The 25,377-nt window shown below is 55.8% G+C and carries 23 protein-coding genes and 1 pseudogene; 20 read left to right on the top strand and 4 right to left on the bottom strand.

The window, feature by feature from the left end:
- Window positions 1–35: 35 nt before the first annotated feature.
- From R8377_RS06625 to mtnN, 4 genes are all read left to right on the top strand, one after another.
- Window positions 36–1,397 (top strand): C1 family peptidase, encoded by a 1,362-nt coding sequence (locus R8377_RS06625; protein ID WP_317642713.1) that lies wholly within the window; start codon window positions 36–38, stop codon window positions 1,395–1,397.
- 98 nt (window positions 1,398–1,495) lie between these two features.
- On the top strand, window positions 1,496–2,659 hold the full coding sequence (locus tag R8377_RS06620; protein WP_317642712.1) for a 3-deoxy-7-phosphoheptulonate synthase: 1,164 nt from the start codon (window positions 1,496–1,498) through the stop codon (window positions 2,657–2,659).
- Complete coding sequence (locus tag R8377_RS06615) at window positions 2,656–3,861, top strand: 3-deoxy-7-phosphoheptulonate synthase (RefSeq protein ID WP_317642711.1); 1,206 nt, start codon at window positions 2,656–2,658, stop codon at window positions 3,859–3,861. The genes R8377_RS06620 and R8377_RS06615 overlap by 4 nt, the downstream gene beginning before the upstream one ends.
- Window positions 3,862–3,945: 84 nt before the next feature.
- A complete protein-coding gene (gene mtnN / locus R8377_RS06610) occupies window positions 3,946–4,686 on the top strand; it encodes a 5'-methylthioadenosine/S-adenosylhomocysteine nucleosidase (RefSeq protein WP_317642710.1) in 741 nt (246 codons plus the stop codon).
- 324 nt (window positions 4,687–5,010) lie between these two features.
- Here mtnN and R8377_RS06605 read toward each other — a convergent pair whose 3' ends face one another.
- On the bottom strand, window positions 5,011–5,271 hold the full coding sequence (locus R8377_RS06605; RefSeq protein WP_317642709.1) for a hypothetical protein: 261 nt from the start codon (window positions 5,269–5,271) through the stop codon (window positions 5,011–5,013).
- Between the two features lie 265 nt (window positions 5,272–5,536).
- On the opposite strand from R8377_RS06605, the gene R8377_RS06600 reads away from it, so the two are divergent.
- The 15 genes and pseudogenes from R8377_RS06600 to R8377_RS06530 all read left to right on the top strand — a co-directional run bounded on the left by R8377_RS06600 (window position 5,537) and on the right by R8377_RS06530 (window position 22,831).
- The gene (locus R8377_RS06600) at window positions 5,537–6,523 is read left to right on the top strand and encodes a carbohydrate ABC transporter permease (protein ID WP_317642708.1); all 987 of its coding nucleotides are present in this window, start codon (window positions 5,537–5,539) and stop codon (window positions 6,521–6,523) included.
- Window positions 6,524–6,526: 3 nt separating this feature from the next.
- Entirely contained in the window at window positions 6,527–7,036 is a 510-nt protein-coding gene (locus R8377_RS06595; RefSeq protein ID WP_317642707.1) for a carbohydrate ABC transporter permease, read from the top strand.
- Between the two features lie 18 nt (window positions 7,037–7,054).
- A complete protein-coding gene (locus R8377_RS06590; RefSeq protein ID WP_331669483.1) occupies window positions 7,055–7,426 on the top strand; it encodes a carbohydrate ABC transporter permease in 372 nt (123 codons plus the stop codon).
- A 10-nt stretch (window positions 7,427–7,436) separates the two neighbouring features.
- Entirely contained in the window at window positions 7,437–8,072 is a 636-nt protein-coding gene (locus tag R8377_RS06585; protein WP_317642706.1) for a hypothetical protein, read from the top strand.
- Entirely contained in the window at window positions 8,035–8,355 is a 321-nt protein-coding gene (locus R8377_RS06580) for a hypothetical protein (RefSeq protein WP_317642705.1), read from the top strand. The genes R8377_RS06585 and R8377_RS06580 overlap by 38 nt, the downstream gene beginning before the upstream one ends.
- A 21-nt stretch (window positions 8,356–8,376) precedes the next feature.
- On the top strand, window positions 8,377–11,172 hold the full coding sequence (locus tag R8377_RS06575; RefSeq protein ID WP_317642704.1) for a family 78 glycoside hydrolase catalytic domain: 2,796 nt from the start codon (window positions 8,377–8,379) through the stop codon (window positions 11,170–11,172).
- 303 nt (window positions 11,173–11,475) lie between these two features.
- Complete coding sequence (gene rplJ / locus R8377_RS06570) at window positions 11,476–11,997, top strand: 50S ribosomal protein L10 (RefSeq protein WP_317642703.1); 522 nt, start codon at window positions 11,476–11,478, stop codon at window positions 11,995–11,997.
- Window positions 11,998–12,103: 106 nt separating this feature from the next.
- A complete protein-coding gene (gene rplL / locus R8377_RS06565) occupies window positions 12,104–12,484 on the top strand; it encodes a 50S ribosomal protein L7/L12 (RefSeq protein ID WP_317642702.1) in 381 nt (126 codons plus the stop codon).
- Window positions 12,485–12,619: 135 nt separating this feature from the next.
- The gene (locus R8377_RS06560; protein ID WP_317642701.1) at window positions 12,620–13,312 is read left to right on the top strand and encodes a hypothetical protein; all 693 of its coding nucleotides are present in this window, start codon (window positions 12,620–12,622) and stop codon (window positions 13,310–13,312) included.
- Between the two features lie 38 nt (window positions 13,313–13,350).
- Window positions 13,351–14,091 carry a hypothetical protein gene (locus R8377_RS06555; RefSeq protein ID WP_317642700.1) on the top strand — a complete coding sequence of 247 codons (741 nt, stop codon included), beginning with the start codon at window positions 13,351–13,353 and terminating at the stop codon, window positions 14,089–14,091.
- A 234-nt stretch (window positions 14,092–14,325) separates the two neighbouring features.
- Window positions 14,326–15,828 (top strand): annotated as a pseudogene (locus tag R8377_RS06550) (glycoside hydrolase family 30 protein).
- A gap of 97 nt (window positions 15,829–15,925) precedes the next feature.
- On the top strand, window positions 15,926–17,461 hold the full coding sequence (locus tag R8377_RS06545) for a glycoside hydrolase family 30 protein (RefSeq protein ID WP_317642699.1): 1,536 nt from the start codon (window positions 15,926–15,928) through the stop codon (window positions 17,459–17,461).
- A 202-nt stretch (window positions 17,462–17,663) separates the two neighbouring features.
- Window positions 17,664–18,788, top strand: coding sequence for an FHA domain-containing protein (locus tag R8377_RS06540; protein WP_317642698.1), 1,125 nt, complete (start codon window positions 17,664–17,666; stop codon window positions 18,786–18,788).
- Between the two features lie 6 nt (window positions 18,789–18,794).
- Window positions 18,795–22,589, top strand: coding sequence for a helicase (locus R8377_RS06535; protein ID WP_317642697.1), 3,795 nt, complete (start codon window positions 18,795–18,797; stop codon window positions 22,587–22,589).
- Complete coding sequence (locus tag R8377_RS06530; protein WP_317642696.1) at window positions 22,586–22,831, top strand: hypothetical protein; 246 nt, start codon at window positions 22,586–22,588, stop codon at window positions 22,829–22,831. Before R8377_RS06535 ends, R8377_RS06530 begins: the two co-directional genes overlap by 4 nt.
- Here the strand turns inward: R8377_RS06530 and mscL are convergent.
- The 3 genes from mscL to R8377_RS06515 all read right to left on the bottom strand — a co-directional run bounded on the left by mscL (window position 22,807) and on the right by R8377_RS06515 (window position 24,518).
- Window positions 22,807–23,361 carry a large conductance mechanosensitive channel protein MscL gene (gene mscL, locus R8377_RS06525; RefSeq protein WP_317642695.1) on the bottom strand — a complete coding sequence of 185 codons (555 nt, stop codon included), beginning with the start codon at window positions 23,359–23,361 and terminating at the stop codon, window positions 22,807–22,809. The two genes, R8377_RS06530 and mscL, sit on opposite strands and share 25 nt — an antisense overlap.
- Window positions 23,362–23,481: 120 nt before the next feature.
- Entirely contained in the window at window positions 23,482–24,186 is a 705-nt protein-coding gene (locus R8377_RS06520) for an SAF domain-containing protein (RefSeq protein WP_317642694.1), read from the bottom strand.
- A 119-nt stretch (window positions 24,187–24,305) separates the two neighbouring features.
- On the bottom strand, window positions 24,306–24,518 hold the full coding sequence (locus tag R8377_RS06515; protein ID WP_317642693.1) for an FmdB family zinc ribbon protein: 213 nt from the start codon (window positions 24,516–24,518) through the stop codon (window positions 24,306–24,308).
- Between the two features lie 143 nt (window positions 24,519–24,661).
- On the opposite strand from R8377_RS06515, the gene R8377_RS06510 reads away from it, so the two are divergent.
- On the top strand, window positions 24,662–25,354 hold the full coding sequence (locus tag R8377_RS06510; RefSeq protein ID WP_317642692.1) for a GNAT family N-acetyltransferase: 693 nt from the start codon (window positions 24,662–24,664) through the stop codon (window positions 25,352–25,354).
- Window positions 25,355–25,377: the final 23 nt, after the last annotated feature.

Raw genomic sequence — 25,377 nt, 5'->3', positions numbered from 1 at the left:
TAATTCATAGTGCATACAAAAGAGGAAAGAACTCAATGACTCAATTACAACCACTGTCTTCATCCGCACTCGAAGGTTTGCGCGAGGAATTTGACCAGCGCCCAGCCAACCGCCTCGCCATGAACGCGGTCACTAGTTCGGGAATTGAGCCGGTTGCACACAACTACGATCGCTCTCGCCTCCTGCAGCACCGCTTCTCGGTGAGCGTCGACAATGGCAAGGTCACCACTCAGGCCCACTCGGGCCGCTGCTGGCTCTTCAGCTCGCTCAACGTGGCCCGCTTCGTGGCCCGCCGCGCCCTCAACATTGACACTGAGTCCACCTCGAACCCAGCAGGTGACTTCGAATTTTCGCAAAACTACGCCATGTATTGCGACAAGCTGGAGCGTGTAAACTACTTCCTCCAAGATACTGCCGCCCTCGTGCGCGCCGGCGAGCCCGTTGACTCCCAGCTCATGCAGTTCCTGCTCTCAGACGTGATGGGAGACGGGGGCCAGTGGGTTATGGCCATGAATCTCTACAAGAAGTACGGTGCAGTGCCCAAGCAGTACTACCCCGAGACTGCTTCTTCGCAGAACACGGGCGAGATGAACTACCAGCTGCGCTCCCTCCTGCACCAGGCAGTGGCACACATGGCTGAGGATCCTAGCTCCATCGACCAGATTGTGAAGGATTACACGGCTGCCGGCCACCGCATTCTGACCATTCACTTGGGCACTCCCCCCACCTCCTTCGACTGGGAGTGGACCGACAAGGACGGCAACTTCCATCGCGATGGCGAAATCACGCCTCAGGAGTTCTGGCAGAAGTATGTCAAAGCTGGCCTCGAAGATTACGTCTGCCTGGTCGATGATCCTCGCCGTGAGCACCCCAAGGGCAAGAAGATTGGTATCGAGCACTTGGGCAACGTGGCAGGCGGCGACCCAACCGAGTACCTGAACGTCGACGCCCAGTTCATGAAGGACTGCGCCCGTCAGCTCCTGAGCGAGCAGGGCCTGCCCGTCTGGTTCGGCGCTGACTGCCACCCGATGATGGACCGCAAGGAAGGCCAGTGGGCCACCGACCTCTTCGAGTACGGTCGCGTCTACGACGTTGACTTCGATCTCGATAAGGAAGAGCGCGTGCGCTTCGGCCAGTCCGCTATGAACCACGCTATGGCCTTCGTGGGCGTAGATGTGGCCGACGACGGCAAGACCACCAACCGCTGGAAGGTCGAGAACTCTTGGGGCAGTGCCATTGCCGACAAGGGTTACTTCGTCATGAGCGACGACTGGTTCGACGAGTACGTCTACGAGGTAGCAGTTCCTAAGTCCATGCTGCCCGAAGAGTACCGCAAGGCCTTCGACGAGCCGGCAATCATGCTGCCTGCTTGGGATCCAATGGGCGCTCTCGCCTGAATCTAGCTTCAAGCTAACGAGCGCCTGCCTGCTCTCAAGGGAGCGGCAGGCGCTTATTATGTATAGAGAAGCATGTTGGGGAAGTTGGGAGAACACTTATGCAGCCACTGCGCGGACCGGGCAGCTCGCAAGACAACGATCAGCAGCGTTTGAGCCAGAGCGCAGTCTATCCTGAGACCGTCGACGTCAACATTCGCCAGCTCGACCCCATCCCAGCCCCCCGCTTGTTTATACGCGATTTGCCACTTGGCTCCGAGCAAATCGACCTAGTGCTACGCTCCCGTCAGGAGATTCGAGACGTTTTACACGGGCAAGACGACCGCCTGCTCGTTATCGTAGGCCCCTGCTCTATTCACGACCCCAAGGCAGCGCTCGAATACGCAGGTCTGCTCGCTCAGGCGCGGGAGGAATTGCAAGACCGTCTCGTTATCGTCATGCGCGCCTACTTCGAAAAGCCGCGCACAACGGTGGGCTGGAAGGGCCTGATTAACGACCCCGACGTGAACGGCACCTTCGACATTCGCAAGGGTATGTGGCTGGCGCGCAAGACCTTGGTCAACATCTTGGAATTGGGCCTGCCCACGGCCACCGAATGGCTCGATCCCATTACCCCACAGTACTTCTCCGACGCAGTTTCTTGGGGAGCTATCGGCGCTCGCAACACTGAGAGTCAGGTTCACCGCGAGCTAGCCTCCGGCCTCTCCATGCCTATCGGTTTTAAGAACTCCACCGACGGCAACGTCCAAGCGGCCGCCGACTCCTGCTACGCTTCGTCTTTCGAACACCACTTTCTTTCGGTTAATCTCGACGGGCAGGTTATTTCAGTTGAGACCAAGGGCAACCCGGACTGCCATGTAATCCTGCGCGGCTCAGCCCATGGCCCTAACTATAGCGCCAGCGACGTGCACGAAGCCCTAGAATCCTTACGCCAGTCCAAGGCTACCGAAACCAGCGGTTACGGTCTACTCATCGATGCGGCCCACGGCAATTGCGGTAAAGACGAGCAAGTTGAAGCGCAAGTCGTCGAAGAACTTGCTGAGCGCTTAGCTGCCGGCAAGAGCGGAATCCTAGGTATCATGATGGAGAGCTTCTTACAGGGCGGCCACCAGAGCGCTGCGCCGCTGAGCGAACTCACATACGGACAGTCCATTACCGACGCTTGCATAGCTTGGGATCGCACCCGCGAGCTGCTAGAGCGCTTAGCAGCAGCAGTAAGTACCCGCCGTGAGCGCGGCATGAATCAGAAGAGGGAGCAGGCATGAGTTTGGATTATTTGGAGCCCAGCCGTAAAACTCAGGCAGCCCAAGAGGCCCTGAGCGAAGGTGTCAATCCACTCTTCGACCCCGACGCAATCCGCTGGGAAGATGAAGTCGGCATTGGGCACATCGTCAACCGCCGCATTATCGAGCTCGATCCGCTGCCCACCCCAGCGCAAATACTGACCGACTACCCGCTCGATCAGGCAGCCCGCGACTTAGTGATTTCCTCGCGCGAAAGCATTCGTCAAGTTCTCCAGGGTGAAGACGACCGCCTACTGGTCATCGTAGGCCCCTGCTCCATTCACGACCCCAAGGCCGCGCTCGAATATGCACAAAAGCTCGCCGCCCTCAACGAGCAGCTCGAAGACCGCCTTCTGATTGTGATGCGAGCATACTTCGAGAAGCCGCGCACGACCATGGGCTGGAAGGGCCTGATTAACGACCCCGACGTAGACGGCAGTCACAAGATTCGCAAGGGTCTGGTCCTAGCCCGCCGCGTCTTGCTCTCCATCTTGGGCACCGGCCTTCCCGCGGCCACTGAGTTTTTGGAGCCAACCTCGCCCCAGTTCACTGCGGACGCTATCTCTTGGGGGGCTATCGGCGCTCGCAATACCGAGAGCCAGGTTCACCGGCAGCTGGCTTCCGGCCTCTCCATGCCCATCGGTTTTAAGAACGCCACCGACGGCGATGTTGGGGCGGCTATCGATTCCTGCTTCACCGCCTCCCGGCAGCATACCTTCTTTGGTATCAACCACGAAGGGCGGGCTTCGGCGGTCCAAACCTTAGGCAATCCCGACTGCCACCTCGTGTTGCGCGGCTCATCCCACGGTCCCAACTGCGAACCGAAGTCGGTCTCAGACGCGATGAACCAGCTGCGCGAAGGCATGCCCACTGGTTCTGCGGCAGCGCACGGGCTCATTATCGACGCCTCCCATGGCAACTCTGGCAAAGACGAGCTGCGTCAGGCGGCACTGGTCGAGGAGCTGGCCGAGCGCATTGCGGCGGGGGAGCCGGGCATAACTGGAATCATGATGGAAAGCTTCCTCGAAGGCGGCAACCAGAGCGCTGCCCCGCTGAGTGAACTCACTTACGGCCAGTCCATCACCGACCGCTGCATTGCTTGGCCTAGGACTGCTGAGCTCTTGCAAACCCTGGCGCAGGCAGTTGAAAGCCGTCGGCAAGAGGTCAAGCCCCCTACTCAGTGAGCGCAAATAGCTAGCTGGGAAGTCAATCGTTCCTGCCGGTGCTACCCTGAGTTTCGTGAGGATTGGCCCCGTTGGCAGTTGCCTATGAAGGAGAACATGATGAGTGCGGTGAGTGAGCAGCAAAGCAAAGTAGTGGCAGTGCTTGGCGCTATGGACGAGGAAGTGGCTCTGGTAGCCCAGCAGCTCTCCGGTGCTAGTCACGACCCCGACTCCAAGCGGGCTGGGCTCGACGTGGTGCGCGGCAGCTTGCAGGCGGCCGACGGCAACGGCGTTGAGATTGCCGCAACGGTGGGCGGTATGGGCACGGTCAACATCGCCGCTTCAGCCCAGTATTTGATTGACCGCTACCACCCTAAGGCTCTGATCTTCTCTGGCATTGCAGGCAATCTCAACAAGTCGCTTCACATTAACGATGTGGTCTTGGGCGGTACCTTGCGTTACTTGGATTCCGACATGCGCCTGATTGCTCAGTTTGCCCCTCAAACGCCCGAGTTCCACTCCGATGCTCATCTTTTGGAGGTGGCGGGTCAGGCTTTGGAAGAGATGGGCATCACGCACATCGTAGGCACTATTGCCACGGGCAACTACTTTGTAGACTCACCGGAGAAGACGGCGCAGGTTCAGGCTGAGACTGGGGCAGACGCAGTCGAGATGGAGGGCGCGGCCGTGGCCCATGTGGCTGCCCGTAACCAGGTTCCGGTGTTGATTATTCGCGCTCTGAGCGACAACGCTGACACCGACTACGAGGTCTTCAAGGAGTTCGACATCTCCGAGTATGCCGATACAGCAGCCAAGCTAGTGCTGAAGATTGCCGCCCAGCTGTAGTCAGCTTTTCTTTGCTGGGTGCCTTGTTCTGGGTTTTGGGTGCTCGGCTCTGGGGCTTTGGGGCTTTGAGGCTCAGTTGGGTGCTTGACTGTTGAGCTGGGTGCCCGGGTTCTGGGTTGGGTGCTCTGACATGCGGTTGGGTGCCCGGGCGCTGGCGGCGGGGTTGGCTGTTCAGCAAGGGGAACTGCTTATTGCTTCACATCCAACCCCGCCGCCAGCTTGCTTGCGCGTTGCTGGCTTTTACTTCTTACCTTAGTTTGCGCTTGGCTCTTGCGATTGTGTTTTATCTCGTACTTTAGCTTTCATTCTCGCTTTGCTTTGCCTTTACTTGATGGGCTGGGCCTGGCTGCTGCGGTTTGTGTGGCGGCCTTGGCTTTGTGCGCGCTGCTTGCTGATTTGGTAGCCTGCGTATACTACTGCCGCAAGGGTGGTCAGGCCTAAGAGACTGCCTCCGGTTAAACGGTAAAGGGGCATGGCTCCTGCCTGCGGCAAGTTCATCATGTAGGTGTACGGCAGGGGGTAGTCGTCTTGCGGGTCTGCGCCCAAAGTCCAGTTGGATGTTTGCTGTAGTTGAGCCGTGGTCATGGGCGGGTGCGCTGGCGTTCCAAGTGCCCTTTCCTGCATCCCAAACAGGTGCAGGACTCACCTCAGTTTGGTCGAGTTTTAAGCCAGTTACTATATTTTCTGCCTTTCGGTTCGGGTGAGTGCATCGCGATTTTGGATGGGGGCGTGCTCTACCAGTAGGGATTTCGCGCTGATTGCTGGCTCGCACTGGTTGGAATTTCAAGTTTTTTGTCTATATCGGCAGGCTTTCTGTGCCTGCTGAGAGCGTGTAAAGGAGGTTGCAGCTATGTCAGATGTGACGGAAGCTGCGGTGCTTGAGCAAGAGGATTCGACGGCGCAAGCCCTCTCGCCTGAGCCAGAGGGTTCGGGGCGTCACGGGCGCCGGAGAGGTGCGATGGATGCGAAAGCAATCTCGCACAGGAATCTACGCAACGGCTTAATTTTCATTACGCCTAACTTTTTAGGCTTCATCTGCCTGACCCTGATTCCTACGCTCACCCTCTTCTACATCGCTTTCACCAAGTGGTCAGCATTCGGTAGCCCGGTTCCAAACGGTCTAAAAAATTGGGTGCGGCTCTCCCACGATAAAATTTTCATGACTTCGGTGTGGAACACGATTTACTATTCAATCGTCCACATTCCGCTGACTTTGGCCCTATCTTTTGCTCTAGCAGTCTTGCTTAATTCAAAGCTGAGGGGCCGCGCCTTCTTCCGCACGGTCGCCTTCTTCCCATACATCACCTCTCTGGTGGCAGCCGCGCAGGTCTGGGCTATGCTCTTTGACCCCAAGTCCGGCCCCATCAACCAGATTCTCGGTCTCTTTATGCACAACGTGTCCGGCTGGCTGGGCTCCACTGCTTGGGCCATGCCCGCCGTCATCATCGTCGGCACCTGGCGCGAAGTGGGTTACTACATGATTCTGCTCCTAGCAGGCCTACAAACCATCCCCACTGAGCTTTACGAAGCTGCGGAACTCGACGGCACCAACGGCTGGCAGCGCTTCTGGAAGGTGACGGTGCCGATGATGCGCCCCACCCTCTTCTTCGTGCTCGTGACGCTGACTATCGGCTCCTTCAAGATTTTGGATCTGACCTTAATCATGACTGACGGCGGCCCCGGCACTAGTACTTTGGTGCTGGCCCAATACATTTACCGTGTGGCATTCGAGCGCGGCGACTTCGGATACGCTTCGGCCGTCTCCCTCGTCCTGCTCTTCATCTGCATGGTGGTCACGCTCATTCAGTTCTGGTACAACAATTCAAAGGAGGACTGAGCCATGTCAGCACAAACGCTTTCGCCTTCAGTTTCCGGGGCTTCCAGCCAAGACATTCCTGTGAACCACAAGCCCACGTCGATTTCCAAGATTGTTGGAACGATTATCGGCTACCTGGCTATGGTTGTTGTATCGGCTTTCGTGCTCCTGCCCTTCTTCTGGATGGTGATGTCGTCCCTGAAGCCCAACAACGAGGTCTACGCGATTCCCCTTCGCTGGTTCCCCTCAGTCTGGCACTGGGAGAATTACGCGAATATTTGGACCCATTCAGACATGACCACTTGGCTGCTCAACACTATCTTCTTCGCAGTCATCGTGACCATTTTGCAGGTCTTCACCGGCTCCTTCGCCGCTTATGGTTTCTCTAAGATTCCCTTCCGCGGTCGCACCACGCTCTTCCTCATTTACATCGCTACGATGGCTGTGCCGTGGCAGGCATACATGATTCCCCAGTTCAAGATGGTCTCCGCCGTTGGTCTGTCCGACACGCGCTGGTCGATTATCTTGCTCTAGGCCTTCGGTGCTTTCGGCGTGTTTATGATGAAGCAGTTCTACGACACGATTCCAGAGGATCTTTCGGAGGCAGGCCGCTTGGATGGCCTCTCTGAGTTTGGTATTTACTGGCGTGTGATTTTGCCACTGTCTGGCCCCTCCATTGCAGCCTTGGCAATTATCACCTTTACCAACACTTGGAACGACTACATGGGCCCGCTGATTTACTTGCGCTCCCAAAACCTCTACACCATCCAGCTGGGCTTGAAGCTCTTCATCTCCCAGTACAACGCTGATTACGCCATGATTATGACGGGTTCGGTGATTTCGGTGCTGCCTATTTTGATCGTCTTCCTCATTGGTCAAAAGCAGTTCATCGAAGGAATCGCAACTTCGGGCATGAAGAACTAAATTGTTAGTTATGGCACGATCGCATTCACCTTCTGGCGGGTCTCGCCCCGGCCGCTCTGGCCATGCGAGCCCTGCCAAATCGCATACTATGTTCGCCATTATGGGGCTGGTTTCCTCCATATATGTGCTCTTAATTGCGGGCTGGTGCATGCTCGTAGGAACCGCGCCCTTGCTGGCAGTGGTGTTTTTGGTGCGCGATCTCAGCTATTATCCGCTCTATATTCTTGCGGCCTTGCTCTCAGCGCCGGGCTTAGCGGCCATGTTTGCTGTGTTTCGCGATCAGCCCAGCTTGGCTTCTTGGGACGCGGCCCTGCGTCAGCGCTTAGTAACTGACCGGATGCAAGGCTGGCAGCTGCCCGATTGGATTGCGTCCCCCTATGTGCATCCAGACGCTAGCGGCGCCCTGATTCGCCCCTATTTTAAGGCTTGGTGGAAGCTGGCCTTGCGCTCTTGGCTCATTGCTCTACCGTTTGCTCTTGCTGCTTTTGCTTGCCTATATGATGCGCAAATTGCCGGTGTTTTTGGGCTACGGTTCGCTAGCATTGCCCGTGGCTATAGTGATTTTGATTCTGCTTGTTCAAGCCTGTCTCATTGCCCTGATTCTTGCGGTGGAATATCCCAAGGCCCACTGGTGGCCGACTCTTAAAAATGCGTTCCTGCTTTCGGTCCGCCGTATCTACATGCTGCCCATCGGCATGCTGGCTTTGGGCGGCTACAGCTGGGGTTTGAGCAAGTCTCCGATTCTCGTGGCGCTCTTGGGAACCGGTATTATGTGGTATGTAGCTTGGGCTTCGGCTCGGTGGCAGGCCAACCGGCTCTTTGTGCAGATGGCGCAGGAGAGCGGCGACAAGCGTGTGATTGATATGTACGGGGGAGTGAGCGCGTCTGCCAAGCCGTCGTTCTCCTCGTTTAAGGATATGCAGCAGTAGGCGTAACAAGGGTAGGAAGTGATGAACCAAAGCGGCGGAAGCACTCAAGCGCAAGCGGGTAACGAAGATAATTCAGCTGGTGAAAGCTTCCAAGTTTTGGTAAACGACCGCATAAACCCCGTCAACATAGAGCCTTACACCATACCGACCCTGCGCTGGCGATATACCGACGATTTTAGCTACGATTTGCAGCCCCATGCCTACCAAATCATCGTGGCTGATCGGCCCGATATCAACAGTCTTGCGCCCCACCGCTGGCCCGACGCAAACGCGGCAGCTGGGGTGAAGTGGAACAGCGGCATCGTTGAGGGAGACGGCTTTTCGGGCGTGTCGCTCAACCATGTACCGATGAATCCCGCCCAACGCTACTGGGCCAAAGTCTATGTGTACGATGCCAACGAAGTATGCATAGCCCGCTCCTCGGTGGCCACTTTCGGCACAGGCCCTGGCCACCATTGGTGCGTCGGCAAGGCCATCTGGTCTGCTCCTCAACAGTGCGCCGAGGCTGAGCCAAGCCTTGACGACTGGGCTTGCTTGCGCACGGTTATAGAGCTTCCCGATTCGCCCATTCGCTGGGCCAGCCTGAGCGTGACCGCCTCTTCCACCTGCCCCTCCCGCCAGTTCGTGTATCGGGTCTGGGCCAACGGGCAGTTCTTGGGCTGCGGGCCAGTATTTCCCATCGATGGCGAGCACCGCTACGAAGGCTACGATGTGACCGGCCTGCTCAAATCCGGAGAGCGCAACGCCATATCTGCCATCGTCTATACCCAAGAAGACCACCGCTTCGCCGCCCAGCTCGACGTGTGTTTGAACAACGGGCAAATGCTCCACTATGGCTCGGATTCGACTTGGAAAGCCCAGTCTTTGGGGGAGGTTTTCGCGCCCACCCAATCCATCGGCAGCCAGTACTATTGGGCGCCCAACGAAAATATTCAAGCCAGCAGTTACCCCTCTCAAGCGTCGCTGCCGAACTATGATGATAGTGATTGGCCCGCAGCCCAAGAGCGCCAAGCCTTCGCTCGCTTAGTTGCCAGCCCTCTCGCTGGGCTGGCAGTGGAGCGTTACCAGCCTCAATCAGTGCGCTGGCTAAACCCCAACAGGGCAGTTCTGGACTGCGGCCAGTCCAGAATGGGTGGCCTGGCCCTCAAGGTGGACCTGCACTCTTCGATTGATCTCGACATTCGCTACGGAGAAGTGCTTGAGCCCAGCGGCCAAGTGCGATATCAGCTCAATACCTCCAACTGCTACCGGGAAAACTGGCACTTGCAAGAGGGGGAGAACCAGCTGGAAACTTGGGGTATTCGCGTCTTCCGATACGTGGAATTATCGGTAGCAGGAGTTCACTCTAGTGCGGTAGACGACTTAGCACGGGTAGTGAAGCAAGTGGAAATCGCCGCGCTGGAGCCCGAGCGCACGAGTTTGAGCGCCGACTTCCAATCGAGCGACCAGCTGCTCAACGATATTTGGAAGCTTTCCAGCAATACCATCGATAATTTAAGTGCCAATATATACGTAGATTCGTGGACCCGAGAGCGGGCGCCTTACGAAGCCGACGCTTACATTCACCAGCGGGCCCACATGGCTCTCGACGATGCACCGGCCCTAGGTCGCTACACCTTAGACTACTTGGCTGCCAACCGCACTTGGCCCACCGAATGGCCGCTCTACACCATTATGGCCATTCACGATTCCTGGGGGCATTCGGGCTCTCTTGAACAGGTACGCGCCGGGTACCAGCGACTCTGCGCCTTGCTGCCAGAACGATATATAGACCCAGAAAGCGGCCTCTTAGTCAAAGACCCGGGCCAATCCAGCAGTTTCGACGGAGACATCGTTGACTGGCCTGAAGCTGAACGAGACGGTTTCGTGTTTGGCCGTGTCAATACAGTCATCAATTGCTTGGCCTCTCAGGCTTATGCGGACATGGCGCAGATAGCGAGGGCTTTGGGTCACGACGGTGATGCCCGGCTCTTCGGTACCCGCTCGCAAGCCATGAGATCCAGCATTCACGCTCGCCTGTATGACCCAGAAGCTGGCGCTTACTACGATGGTCTCGATACTGGTTCCAAAGGCGCTCCCATACAGCATCATGCAGCGCACTCTTCGATTTTCGCGCTAGCATTTGCCCGAGTTCCCATTGCTCGTATGCACGATCTCGGCGATTTTCTGCGTAAGAAAGGTATGCCCTGCAGTGTCTATACCGCAGCTATCTATATATCGGGCCTCTACCAGGCCGGCTTTGGTGCCGATGCTTTGGAGTTGATTAAGGCTACCAGCGGCCTGCGTACTTGGGAGCACATGCTTGACCTGGGTGCCGGCGCCACCATGGAAGCCTGGGATCCTTCGCTCAAGCCCAACACTACTTATTCGCACCCTTGGGCAGCTTCACCGGCATACTTAATGCCCCACGGGCTCATGGGGCTCAAGGCTCTAGACCCAGGCTGGAGGCGGTTTAGCTTCATTCCTCAGCCGGGCAGCGTGCGGGAGGCCAGCGTGGTGCTGCCTTCCCACGGCGGCGATATTGAGGCCTCATATCGGTTGAGTGGTCCCGCCCAAGTGGAGGCGGGCAGAATCTTTGTGCCGGGCATGAGCGCTCGCGTTAAGGTTCCACCTCGGCAGGAAGTGTTCCCCGTTTTGCCGGCCATGCTCAATCTTGAGCCCGGGCAGTTGGCGCTCTTCGAGATTGATGGCGAGCTCATGCAACAGGCGAGCGTGCAGGAGCCATTCATGCTTGCCAACACTATCTGCTGGCCGGGCAGCTTCCCCCTGCCCCCTCTGGCTGCGGGTGAGCACACGATTCGTATGCGGCGGCTCTAGGATTTTCGGGGGGACTTTGACTGCCTTGGGAAGGTCCTGCTCTTGCTTTGACCTGTTTGCCTTGCCTGAGTCCGCTGGGTTGTGTTATAGTAAAGTGTTGTAAACCAAAGACTGTTGGTTGAGGGCCGTAAGGTCTTCCGAAGTTCGGTTCGCCGAGCCAGCATAGGTTGAGATAAGCAGTAGGCCTGCCTGCTGCCGCTGGAATCTTCGATTTCGTATGCTCTGCCTGTGCGCAGGGCTTTTTTATTGCCTGCTGGCCAAGCGCTCCGTTCCGGTCCAAGAGTCGATTTAGGAAGGAACGCCATGAAAAGGCCCGAAAAGGAAAAGGTGGTTGCCGACTTTACGGAAGAATTCCGTTCGGCCGACGCAATCATCCTCACCGAGTACCGCGGGCTCACTGTTCCGCAGATTTCTGATCTGCGCGACAAGCTAGGCCGCGATACTTCCTATGCTGTCTCCAAGAACACGCTGGCTCGCATTGCAGCTAAAGAAGCTGGAATTGACGGTCTTGACGACCTCATTTCTGGCCCTTGCGCCATCACCTTCGTCAAGGGTGATTACGTTGAGGCTGCAAAGGTCCTGCGTGACTTCGCTGCGGACAACAAGCAGTTGGTTGTCAAGGGTGGTTTCGTTGACGGAACCGTTGTTGACGCTGAGGGAATCAAGCAGATTGCGAGCCTCGAATCTCGCGAAGTTTTGCTTTCCAAGATGGCTGGCGCTCTCAAGGGCACCATGTCCAAGGCTGCTTACGCCTTCGTTGCTCTGCCTACCAAGGCCGTGCGTACGATCGACGCCCTGCGCGACAAGCAGGAGAAGGCCGCCTGAGGTTAAGCCCTCAAGCTGCGCTCTTGCTGCATAGGAATAAGAAGTTTAATAAGTTGTGACGGCAGCGGGCCTCAAGCCCAGTTGCCATGATTGAAAGGAAGCCATTATGGCTAAGCTCTCTGCTGATGAGCTCCTTGAAGCTTTCAAGGAAATGACCCTGGTTGAGCTCTCTGACTTCGTCAAGAAGTTCGAGGAAGAGTTCGACGTTGAAGCTGCTGCCCCCGTGGCCGCTGCTGCTGCTCCTGCCGCTGGTGCTGCACCTGCTGGCGAAGAGCAGACCGAGTTCGACGTGATCCTCTCCGCCGCTGGCGACAAGAAGATTCAGGTCATCAAGGCCGTTCGCGGTATCACCAAGCTGGGTCTGGCTGAGGCCAAGGCTCTCGTCGACGGCGCTCCCAAGCCCGTTGTCGAAGGTGTTTCCAAGGAAGACGCTGAGTCTGCAAAGTCTCAGCTGGAAGAGGCCGGTGCAACTGTCGAGCTCAAGTAAGCTCACAGCCCAGTCTTTTCAAGGCTTCACAAACCCCGCTCCGATCCGTCGGCAGCGGGGTTTGTTGTATCTCCCGACCTTTACCCGTATACACAACCATTGCCAAACGCCAATACTTGTGTATACACTAGTACTATGGTGTACTTTGCAGAAAAGAACTGGATAACCAGTTCACAGGCAGCGCATGAACTGGGTCTGAGTAAGAGCCGGGTCCTCGCTCTTCGTGAAAGCGGAGACCTGATCGCAACAAGTGTTGGCGGTCGGTCCTTGCTCTTTGATGCCGCTTCGGTGTGGTCCTTCAAGCAGTATGCCCGAAAGAGTGCCCGCCCCTACTCTCCCCGCATAGCTATGGCAACTCTCTACTTGTTATCGGGCCAGTCGGCTCCTTGGATAAACCGGCAGGAGCAGTATCGTCTACACAAGCGGTTAGAGACTGTTGACGCACCTACCTTGGTTTGGCAGACGCGCAGGCGGGCGCAATTGCATGAATACTGGGTGCGAGATGCCTTTTTAGAACAAGTAGCGAGCGAACTTCGTATTTCTGCGGCGAGCGGAGAGCTAGCTGAGAATTTCGAACTAGTTCCGACCAGTGTGATTGAAGGATACGCATCGGTTGAACAAGCCAAGCTGTTAGTGGAGCGCTTGCGCATGAAAGAAGGGGCAAGTCCTGCTAAAGTCCGTCTTAGAACTGCTGCATACTGGCCTGAAGGTGAGGGTCCTATGCCTGTTGCTGTGCGCGCTGTGGACCTAGCTGAGTCGCTCAATCCTAGGGAACGCCGTGCGGGTGAGCAACGTTTGGTAGACCTTCTGGCAGGATATAAGAACTAAACATCTGTGGGGGAACTACATAGTTAGGACCAACTCCTATGGCCGCAACAGTCGATATCCCAAGCGCAGGAAACCCATGGAACCTGGTCTATCGCTTGGCCGAAGCTCAAAGCGATAGTGCCTGGCTGCTCGCCGGCGGTTTGATGGTAGACGTCCATGCCAAGCTCGCAGGACTCGAAAGCCGACCGACCACTGATGCTGATTTTCTTATTGATATCGTATCTGAATGCAACAGTGCAACCCGTCTGCAACGTGTTTTGGAAAAAGAAGGTTTTCAGCTCCAGCCCGGAACTTTCACAAGTTATACAACGCGAATGGTTGCTCCTGAGAATGGTAGTACAGTGGACCTATTAGTCGCTGACCATTTGCCCAAAAACCTACAACGCTATGCCAAGTTTGCTGGCGACAGTAATCCGGTGCTGCCGATGCCGGGAGGCGCCCAGGCCCTTCAGCGGCGTATGGAAGTGGTTTTGCGAGACCATCAACGGCAGGTAACGATTTTCGTACCGAATGTGTTGGGGGCTTTAATTCTTAAAGGTGCTGCTTGGCAAAATGATCATTTGGGGCATCAGGGCCGACACCTCCAAGATGCAGCCTTGCTCGCTTCGATTATTGAAGACCCTGATAGGGAAGCGCAGGAACATTTTTCTCGCAATGACCGTCGCAGGCTCAGAATCTTACATGACGAACTTCCTGAGGACTCGCAGCATTGGGCATATCTCGATGCTGACAGGCGACAAGCTGGGATCGATGCTTTACAGGTTTTAGCAAACTGCTAATCGCGCTCTTTAATCGCGTATACGCAACTATTATCAAACACCAATACTTGTGTATACGGGGTTGGGCTTGTGGAACAGGTGGAAACTGGTGGGGATGGTTGGGTATTGGGTGCTATGCTGGGGGCCAATTCACTAGAAGCGCTGGCGCTGTAGTGGCACTGACGCCACGGTATGGAAGATGAAGAGGTCTTATGGTTAGCTCACTCGCACACGAATATTGGACGGTAACTTCCGGTGATTTATCGGAGCGTCGGCAGCCTATTGAGCCAAAAACTGTTGATTTACTTCCAAACCCAAGTATCCAAGATAGTTATCGACCCTGCCGATCGCCGCCAGCTTTGGATTGGCGCGGGTGCAGCCATTACCGACGCGGCTGCCTCGCTTATTTGGGGCTCACAAAATCCTGAGCAGCGCCACGCCCTGCTTGAAGAGCTCTTCGGCCCTGACCAAGGCGGTATGTCGGTTATCCGCATCCCGCTCGGCTCTTGCGAACCCGCATCTCAGCCCTACTACACCTACGACGATGTGCCCTATGGTCATCATGACAATAGCTTGAGCCTCTTTAGCTTGGGCGAAGGCGAACCGGGCGCGCCTGACGCGACTAAGGACTTGAAATATATTGTGCCGGTCGTGCAGGAGATTCTTGCCATCAACCCGGCTGTTAAAATCATCGAATCGCCCTAGTCGGCGCCTGCTTGGATGAAGGATACCGGCAGCCTGTGCCAGGGTGGGCACCTGCGCTTTGGTGAGTGGACGGGCAACGGCTACGACCCACTCAAGGACTCCTTCGAAGGCGTGTACGCCCACTATTTCGCCAAATATATTGAAGAAATGGGTCGTTACGGCATTCCGATTTGGGCAGTGACCGTGCAAAACGAGCCTTCCAACGCTGCGCCTTGGCCCGCTATGCTCTGGACCTTGCAGGAGCAGGCCGACTTCGCCCACCGCTTCCTGCGCCCCGTGCTCGATCAGACTTTCCCACAGACCCGCATCTTCATCAACGACGATTCGCCCCATTGCTTGGTGCGCCCAGTGCGCGAAGACGTAACGCCCGAGCAGGCTGCCTCCATCGACGGCCTGACCATCCATACCTATTCCATTCCCTACGACAAGTTCTTCAACGCCACTCACGCTTATCCTCACTGGCTTTTCGGCATGACTGAGCGCCGGTGCATGATTGACGAAACGCCTGAAGACGCGGCTCACATTATGTCGGGAGTTATCGGCAACTGGATGGTTCGTCAGGGCGGCTCCTTCATTGCCCTGTGGAATATGGCTCTAGACGAGCGCGGCCTACCCAACATGGTGGGCGCTACCGGCAGGCGGGGAGTGGTGACGATTGACCACACCAGCGGCAAGGTGAAGCGCAACTTGGAATACTATATGCTCCGCGCTTTCGGCCAAGACGTCGAACCAGGCTCAACCATCATCAACCCCAGCAATTACACGCCCGACGGCTGGTCCGGGGGCTTGGGCTCAGTGGGCTTCTTGGCTCCCGACGGCTCAGTGAGCGCCCACATCTACAATCCAACCGGCAAGCCCATCCAAGTAGCAGTAGCACTTGCAGGGGCAGGAGCCTCCTGGCAGTTGGTCGAAGTGCCGGCTTGGGGCACAGTGACTATGCACAAGTCGCGTGAAGAGGTGAGCCGCTCGCAGCCTCGCTCAGACGAAGAATTCGAGCTCAACCCGGCTCCCACTGATTTAGTAGACGATTTAGCACCGGGAAAAAGCCACTAACCCATACCTATTACAAGTAAACGTCAGCTATGTAGATGCGCTCAAGCATAGCGATAGAGACCAGCAGAGCAGCTGGCCACACAACAAGGAGAAGCAGATGTCAACGAAGCAAGAATTGTGGACGCGCACTTCCGGAGATTTAAGCGCTCGCAGGGAGTCACTTGCCCAGCCCGCCGTCGTTCAAGACCCGGGCGAGGCCTGCAAGGTGATTGTGGACCCGAGCAGAAGCTACCAATCTTGGGAGGGCGAAGGAGCTGCTATAACTGACTCCTCGGCTTACCTGATTTGGACCTCAATGAATCCCGAGCAGCGCCACGCCTTGCTTGAGGAATTATTCAGCCCCGAGCAGGCCGGATTCTCTTCTGTGCGTATTTCGATTGGCTCCTGCGACTTTTCCAGTCAGCCCTACTACAGCTACGACGAACTGCCCGAGGGTGTTTACTCAGACGGAGACCTCAACTACTTCTCGATTGGTGAGGGCGAGCCCGGCGCTCCGGATGCTACCAAAGATTTGAAGTATGTGATTCCCGTGCTTCAAGAGATTTTGGCTATTAACCCAGCTGTTAAGGTGATGGCCTCTCCCCGGTCGGCGCCGGCTTGGATGAAGACCACGGGCCAGTTCTCGGGCTCGGGCCGCTTGCGCTTGGGGGAGTGCACCCGCAACGGCTACCGCTACCAAGATACGATTGACTTCGTCTATGCCCAATATATTGTGAAGTTCATCGAGGCATACCAGCGCTACGGCATCACGATTAACTCAATTACCATGCAAAACGAGCCCTCGAACGTGCCACCGTGGCCCATGACCACCTGGACTCCTGAGGAGCTGACCGAGTGGGGGAGTCACTACCTGCGCCCGGCGCTCGACCGCAGTTTTCCAGATGTGGAAATTTACTTTGCAGACGATGGCCTACGCTTCTTCGAGCGCCCAGTTAGCGAATACATGACACCCACGCAGGCCGCTTGCTTCGCCGGTGTGGCCCTGCATACTTACTCGGGCCGCCCGGAGATGCTAGCCTACGCCACCCAGCAGTTCCCCAACTGGAAGCTCACCATGAGCGAGCGCCGCTGCATGCTCGACGAGACGGTAGACGAAGCCAGCCACGTGATGATGGGTGAGATTGGTACCTGGTTAGTCCGCGGCGGTATGAGCCTAATTAACCTGTGGAACTTGGCGCTCGACGAGCAGGGCTTCCCCTCTTATGCGGGCACTTCCGGCAGGCGCGGCGTGGTAACGATTGACTCCAAGACCGGTAAGGTAAAGCGTAATTTGGAATACTTCATGCTGCGCAACTTTGGTCAAGACGTGCCTCTGGGTGCTCGTCGCTTGGCCTCCACTTCTTATACGCGAGATGGCCGCACCGGTGGTTTGGGTTCCGTTGCTTTTGGTAAGGGCGACGATATCAGCGTCATTCTCTACAATCCCACTGCTGAGTCCATCTCGGCGGCAGTAGCGATTGCAGGCCAGGGCGCTGCTTGGCGAGTAGTGGAAGTGCCCGCATACGGCACGGTGTCGTATCGCTGCTCGAACGGGGAGCTCAACACCTCGAGCGTCCCGGAAGATGACGATTTTAAGATTACATACACGCCACACCCAGAGGATGACCACGACGAGAGTCAATACGTGCAGTAAAATAGGGTATTGAAAGCATTTAATAAGGGGTCGCTTGAGGTTTTTGCGCCTCTCGCGGCCCCTTTTTGCATTGCTAGTGTGAAGTATTATGTATGGATTCTGCTGCCTCGGGCGCTGAGTTCGTGGTTTCATGGCACAATAGCAGATAGTGCATTCGTATGCGTGCGAAATCTGTCTTGGGAATTATGGGAGGTCGAGAACGGTGAGCGACGGTCAGCGGCCGACACGGCAATGGGTAGTTACAATAAATGGGGTAGAGAAGATTCGCCTGAGCCCCGGTGAAAGTATTGAGATTGGGCGCAAGCCTATCCGCCCTCTGCCTGATGACGGCATGGTGCGTTTAGAGGTGCAAGACCAGACCAAGTCTATGTCGAAGCGCCACGCTTCCTTCGTAGTCGAGGAAGATGGTCAGGCACATCTACGAGATATGGGCTCCACCAATGGCTCGTATGTGGTCCAGGCTGACGGCGATTTGATTCGTCTGCCTGAAGACAACGATTACAGTCTGCAACACGATTCCGAGCGTTTCCAGTTCGGCGATGTGCTGGTTGATTTTACCCAGATTGAAGACGTGGAACCTGATGCAGACGACGAGCCTGCCGAGCAGGTGCCAGACCTCTTCTCTTATGCGCAAGATGAAGACGAAGCCGCCCAAGAGCCCGATGAAGCTGACCTTTCGGTTGACGACATCTTGGACTTGCGCGCCGGCGAGCCTACCGGCGTTTTCCATGCAGAAAACGTGCGCTCGCGCATCAGCGCCCTCCACGATCAGGTTGTTGACTTGCGCCAGCAGGACGCGGCTGAACCAATCTTCGAACAGGAAGCGGTTTCAGAAGAAGTTGAGCAGGTGCCGGTTGTAGAGGAAGAGGCTCAGCCTGAGGTGTTTGATGGCAATGAGCCTATGGTTGAGGACGATGTTGAGCCTCAATTCCAGCCATTAGGGGCTGCGCAACTGCAAGATGAAGAGCAGGAACGTCAAGCTGCGGTCGAGGAAATCGAGCGCAGTGCTGCCGAACCTCAATCTCAAACTTACAAGCCGGCTTTTGAACCCGGTTCTGTTTTTGACAAAGTTTCCAAGGGCGATTTCGATGCGCAAGAACAGGTTATTGAAGTCGACGGTATGACTAGCGACGATGCCAAGAATTCGACCGATTTTGCTCTACAATTCGAAATGGCAAAGCACAATCAGTTGTTGCCGTTCTTAGCTATGAACCCCTCCCTGTACGACGATTTGTATGCTTGGCTCTCGGCCCAGGGTAACGATGACATCGACTCTGCACTTCAGAAGAATGAAGGATACCGCGAGTATTTAGCAGCACAGGAGTGAGCAGGGATGAGTGAAACGACATCCTCTCAAGCAGACGATGGTCAGGAGCAAGACCAAGCTGTAGCAGCTACTGCCGCTCCGGTAGAGGAGCCAGAAGCCGTTGCGTCTTCGCAGGAGTCTCAGGAAGTGGAGGGGGCCAGCAGCGAGCAGCCTGTGCATGAGGGTTTAGCGCCGCTGGAGCGCATTCGTGCCTGGAGACAGGCCTATCAGATTGCAGCCGAAACCACGCCGCTTGAAGACGTGGGTCGGCTGGCAGCTCAACTGGATTTGACTCATGCTCACCCCTCGGGTATTGCCCAGCTTTTCGCCTCAGGCCATGTGCATCTCAACACGCTTTTTAGAGACAACAACATGTTGCGCGCGGCCCATCGTCGCTTAGAACGTGTCTTGGATGATCTCGATGCTAAGGAGCGCCAGAGCGGTTCTGCCCAGCTTTCGATTGTGGTTGGTGTTGCTACTTGGAGTGGCGCTGCCATGCCGGTTTTGCTCTACCCTATCGAGGTAGAACAAGAAGGTAAGTCTGGCAACAAAGCAATTATTCGTTTCACTGGCCGCGTGCAAGTCAATGGCGCTTTCTTGGCTGTCTTGCGCAACCGTGGTATCGACCTTGATGCAGCTGGTCTCTTCGACTCTGCCCACTATCAGGGTGGCACTTTGGAGACCTCTGCCCTCTTTAAAACCATTACGGCAGCAGTTGCTCCCCATATCAACGATTTCTCGATTGAGCAGCAGATTATCTTGGGCTGCTTCGTGGAGCCGTCGGCGCTTTTGCTGGCCGAGAGTCAAGATTTGATTGACCGCATGGCTGCGGGTCCTACTGGAAATGCTCTTCTCGACGCTCTTGCTGGCGATCAAGCAGCCTTGGAGCAGGTTCAAGGCGATCCACTGCCCCAATATTCGCCTTTTGATGCTGATCCACATGCAGAGTTCGAGGTGGGAGACGTTGATAACAAGGTGCGTTTCGCTGCTGCTTTGGCAGCAAGCGGGCATTCTGTGCTTCTCGACGAGGTTTCAGGGCGCAATGGCATCAGTAGTTCGGCAGCCGTAGCAGCCCGCTGTTTAATGAACGGACGTACAGTTCTCTACGTGCCCTGTGTGGTGGAACAAAAGCGCCGCTTTGAGCGCTATATGGACCGTTGTCAAATGTCCGATTTGGTCTTGGACCTGCAATCGAGCTCGGCTAAGCAGGCCATTGATACGCAACTCATTGAGGGCGTTGCTTTTAAACCTGGTAAGGCCACTGCTCGTTTTGACCAATTGGCAGACGAATTGGTGGGAGTGCGTTCCCGTTTAACGCGCTACTTAGGTGATTTGCATGGCGTGAGCAAGACTTGGGGTGTATCTGCTTATCAGACCATCCAGAACTTGGCGCAAGCCGCCAACCTGCCCACTCACCCGGCAACGCGTGTGCGCCTGAGTGTTGATACCGCCCGTCAGTTGCGCGACCAGATGGAATCTTGGGGCAACAAGATTGAGCGGGCTGCCCAGCTGGGCGAGTTCACCCTTGGCCCGCAAGATACGCCTTGGTTTGGCGCTGCAATTTATACAGAAGATGAAGCAGTCGCTATTTATGAGCGTGTGGTCCGTCTGCTTGAAAAGCTTCTGCCAGCCACCCGAGAGCAGGTTGCTTCAACTGTAGAAACCTGCGGTTTCCCTGTGCCTCAGACGGCTCAGGAGTGGGGCAAGCAAATGGCCATGTTGAAGAACCTGCGCAGGGTTCTTGACATCTTCCAGCCAGACATTTTTGAGCGCGACATCCCTGCCATGATTGAGGCGAGCGAGTCTAAAGACGAGCGTAAGTCGAGCAGCAGCTCCCTAGGTTTCTGGGAGCGGCGTCGCTTGGTGAAAGAGGCGAAGGCTTTGGTCCGCGTTGGCACGCAAGTCGACGACCTTCATGCTGCGCTGTTGGTGGTGGCCCGCCAAGCCAAGAAGTGGCGCGAGTTTGTGCCCCACGGCGGCTGGCCAGTTTTGCCAGCTAAGCTCGATCATATTCTCGACACCTATGAGGCTTTGAGCCGAGATATGACTGCCTTAGACACTGTCTTGGCTTCAACTCCTGGCGGCGGAGATTTAGAAACCACGCCGTTCGAGGAAGTCGAAGAGCGTCTACGTTCCCTCTTCGATGACCATATTGCGCTGGATACTTTGCCTGAGCGATGCAATCTGGATCGCGAATTCAAGGCTGCTGGTTTGCAAGAGCTTATTACTGATTTGCGTAACCGTCAGGTGCCCAAGGATGCTGTGCGAGGCGAACTGAGCTTGGCTTGGTGGACCACCGTGTTCGACGATATTATGCATTCTTCCCGTATCATCTCGAATCAAGATGGTTCTGCCCTGTCTTCCGCAGCTGAGCGCTTCAACCAGGTTGATTTAGACCACGTTATGAGCGTTGGGCCCATGGTTGGTCAGGAGAGTCAGCGCAGGCTTACTGAGATTCTTTTTGGTCACAAGCAGGAGGCTAATCAGCTCCACGCTGCTTTGACCGGCCAGACGGGCCCCTCGATCAATGACTTAATCGATGCCCATCCCACACTGATGGCCGCGGCTAAGCCCATTATGATCGCGACACCTGCGACTTTAGCTTCCCAGACTCGTGCGGAACAGATTGCCGATGTGGCGATTATCGACGCTGGGGCGCACACTCCTTCCATTCAGGTACTCTCGATTTTGGCGCGTGTGCGCCAAGTCGTGGTGGTGGCCCATCAGCAAACGATGACCTCAGATGGCTTGATCTATCTGTCCAATATGCTCGTGCCTGTGCGCAGTCAAGGCCATCCTGCCCGTCGCTCGCCCTTGGTTGTTGATTTCCTGCGTAGTCATGGCTACGGTCCAATTCCGTACGCTTTGGTGCAAGAAGCTAACCGGGGCAAGGTAGTCTTCACGCGAGTCAGCGGCAACGGTGTTCCTGCTATTTCCTCGGGTCTGGTGGAGTCCAGTCAGCAGGAGATTAACGCCGTGGTGGGGCTGCTACGCGAACGTGCCGCCAGTTTTTCGAACGTACCTCGTTCCTATATTATCGCTATCGTTACGTTCTCACAGGCTCACCGGGTGCGTTTGGGAGCGGAGTTGAAAGCGCAAGCTGCTAAGGATTCGGCTTTCGCCCTCTTCTTACGCCATGTGCGCATTGTCGATATTGACGAAATCTCTGGTACTGCCTGCACCGATGCGATTCTTTCGATTGGCTTTGCAAAGACTTCGCATGGGCGTCTCCTCCAGCAGTTCGGCAAGCTTGAGGGTGAGGGTGGCTCTGGTATGCTGCTCGATGCTTTGGCTGTGGCAGAGCGCCATGTCGATGTGGTTTCTGCTTTCGGTTCGCAAGATATGGAAGACGACCGCTTGCACCAGCCTGGCCCGAAGCTCTTAAAGGAGCTTCTCGTTTGGTCTGAACAGCTCCAAGACAAGCAGCTGGAAGCAAACGAAGCTGAATCCAGCAACAATGTCTTATTCGCAGATTTGGCTCAGCGCCTAGAGCAGAAGGGGCTAGAAGTTGCCCTTGACTACGGCTTCGATGAAGGCATGCGTATTCCGATGGTCGTTGGTCTCAAAGGCCAGCCCTACAGCTTGGCTGTGGTAACGGACGACGCTGACTTTATGCATACGCAATCTACCAGAGAGCGTCACCGCTTCCGTCTCGAGGATTTGGAACGTTTAGGTTGGTCTGCTATGACTGCTTGGAGCGTTTCTGCTTTTGTCAATCCCGATAAAGAAGCCGACCGCATAGCCCAGCGTTTGCTCGGTTCTCGTAAGTCGCTAGCTCCCAAGGCGGCGCATACCGGCAGTCAGAGTCAGGTCGGCGAGTGAGTTCCTTAGACGAAGCTAGTGCTGCCTGCGAAGAGGTTTCCGGGCAGTCTCCTCGTCGTACTAAGCGCCATAAGCGTGTGGTGCGACGAGGTACTGAGCACTTTGAAGGCGACGGCCTCGACGACAAGAGTTTTGCGCTCGGTCCCCGCGAACCAGTGCAGAAGAAACTTGCCGACGATGACCGCCGAATTCTTAATGAATTACCGCCTCACTGGGGTCAGTTCCCAGCCGAGAAAGGCTGAGACTGGCCAGGAATGGCTTTGGTGTTGTGATACGACACTCTGGTTTCTGATGCCTGCATCTGGGTCAAAATACTCTGAAGCAGCTCAACCGTTTGCTCGTCAGTGCTAGGCTTGCTATCCGCATCGTTGGCGCTATCGCCCACACCGGCGGCGGTGCGCGTCAAATCACGAATCTTGTTCATGGGCAGAATCACACAGAAGTAGATGGCAGCCGCCACCAGCAGGAAATTGAGAATTTCTCCCAATATGGCACCGAAGGAAATCGTTGCCTTGCCGTTGCTAATGGTGAGTAAACCGCTCAGATCTGGTTTGCCAAAAATCATGGCGATGAGGGGGCTGAGCAGGTTCTTTACAATCGAATTAACCACCGCGGTTACTGCGGAGCCCATAACCACGCCGACGGCCATGTCGACCATCGAACCGCGGGAAATGAACTGCTTAAAGCCTGCAAGCGGTTCTTTATTACTGATGCTAGCTAATTCATGGGCTGCGTGCGTAGCCTGCTGCTTGACTGGATTGTCTGATGTCATGTTGCCTCCATCTCGACGGTTGCTTTCCTCATTGGAAGGCTTGTCCCCTTTTACTATTATGGGCGCTCCCGCTGACCCCGCGCCTTGTAGCTCCACGCTCTGCGCGTATAGCTGAACGCTTCACTTACCGCTATCCACAGCAATAACGGCCGCTTCTTGGGGCAACCGTAGCGCTTTCATAGCGTCTTCGGGCGGGAGCGCAAAGGTAATAGTCGGGCTGTGTTCCGGACCCATGATTGATTCGCTTTGAGACGCATTACGCTCTTGTCTCTTAGGTAGCTCCATCGTAAGTGCCTTGCTCGTTATTAGGCAGTGGTCACTTGATGGGGTTTCCTGAGCTTCGGCAGCGGCCGTATTTTGGTGAGAGGAGCAAGGCACCGAAGCAATAAGTTGTACTGACTGGCCCGGAGTTAAGGATTCTGGGGCAGAAGCTAGGAGTAGACGCACGGTGGTGTATCCCGTGGGCAGGCTGGGCGCTCGGCTTAGACAGGAGCTTATGAGGGGCTGGCCTGCTGCAATCTGGACCAAGGCGACCTGACCTAGGGCATCTTCTCGGCTGGTGAGTGTGGCGGAGTTTGCTAGGCTGGCGGGCACTTGTATCTCTTTGAGAGCCGAGGCTTCTATACGCGCTCCCCTAGCAATGTTTCGATTAGCCACCAGTATTCGGTCTTGGGCTTGACTGCCCGTCAAAATTTGAAGAACGCAGAACAGGGACAATCCGGCGCATACTGCCGCAACGATGCGTTTAAGAGAGGCCTTACGGCGCCGCCCTGCGAGCGTATGGCTCAATGGTGAGTGAGGAGTGTTGAAAAAAATATTGGTCATGACTCCAGTGTGCTCTCAACAAGCGCACTGTCCAAGCGGTCATGACCAATGTGGTCGAATGTGGCTCAGGTCTGCTATATCAAGGAAAACTCCTGCGAGGCCCGCACTACTAGCTGCCTTTACTTGTCTGATGAGGAGCTGGAACTTGACGAGGAAGCGCCGTCCGTGCGGTAAAAACCGTGGCCCTTAAACTCAATGGGCACAGCCGAGTAGACTTTGCGCACCTGCTCTTGGCCGCATTCGGGGCACACCGTAATGGGGTCATCACTAAAAGACTGCTCTTTCGTAAAGTCATATCCGCAGTTTTTGCAACGGTAATGGTAGGTAGGCACCGTTCTATCCCTCCAAAAGTTCACACTAAGCTATTCGTAATATCACATATCCTAGCCCCCAGCTAGACCTAAAGGCCAGTATTTGCTGCTAGAAGCAATGAATATTGCCCTCGGCTGCTGAGTAGAGTCCTACAATGAGAACTATGCCAGTCCTTCACAGCTTACTTGATGCCTTCACTCACCCGCGCACTACTGACCCTGCCAGTCCAAGTCTGACGATGCCACGGCGACTGTCAGTACCTGTTGGATACGGCGATTTTGGCCTGCGCCCCGTCGAATTGGACGACGCCGATGAGTGGAATGCGGTGCGCTGGGGCAATAAGGAGTGGCTGGCCCCTTGGGAATCTGGAGACCCTTTGGGCGGGAGTCCTCTAACCTTCAACGAGTGGGTAGCGAGCTTGCGCCGCAACGAAACTGCTGGTTCCTCAGCCGTGTTTGTTATGGAATTTCAAACCGCTATTGTAGGCCAGATTTCTTTGGGAGCTATTTGTTACGGGGCAATGCGCACAGCCACGGTGGGTTATTGGGTTGATAAAGACCACGTGGGACACGGATTTGCGCCACTTGCGGTGGCCTTACTGGCAGATTGGGCGTTTTTTGATCCATCGGGTCCGCGTTTGCACCGAATAGAGATAGATGTGTTGCCCAGCAATCAGCGCTCGTTAAGGGTGGCGCAAAAGTTGGGTATGAACCAAGAGGGTATCAAGCGAGGCTATATGTTTATTGGTGGGCAGTGGCGCGATCATCTGAGTTTTAGCCTGCTTGCAAACGAGTGTCAAGAGGGTGTCCTGAAAGAATTTCTAGAAAAAAATCGCGACACGCCTAGAATCACTTGAGATTGGACCATACCGTCATCTAT

Source organism: Bombiscardovia apis (genome assembly GCF_033095945.1).
GTDB classification, from domain to species: domain Bacteria; phylum Actinomycetota; class Actinomycetes; order Actinomycetales; family Bifidobacteriaceae; genus Bombiscardovia; species Bombiscardovia apis.
The sequence above is the reverse complement of the archived record's forward strand: the minus strand, read 5'-3'. Positions and strand labels throughout refer to the sequence as shown.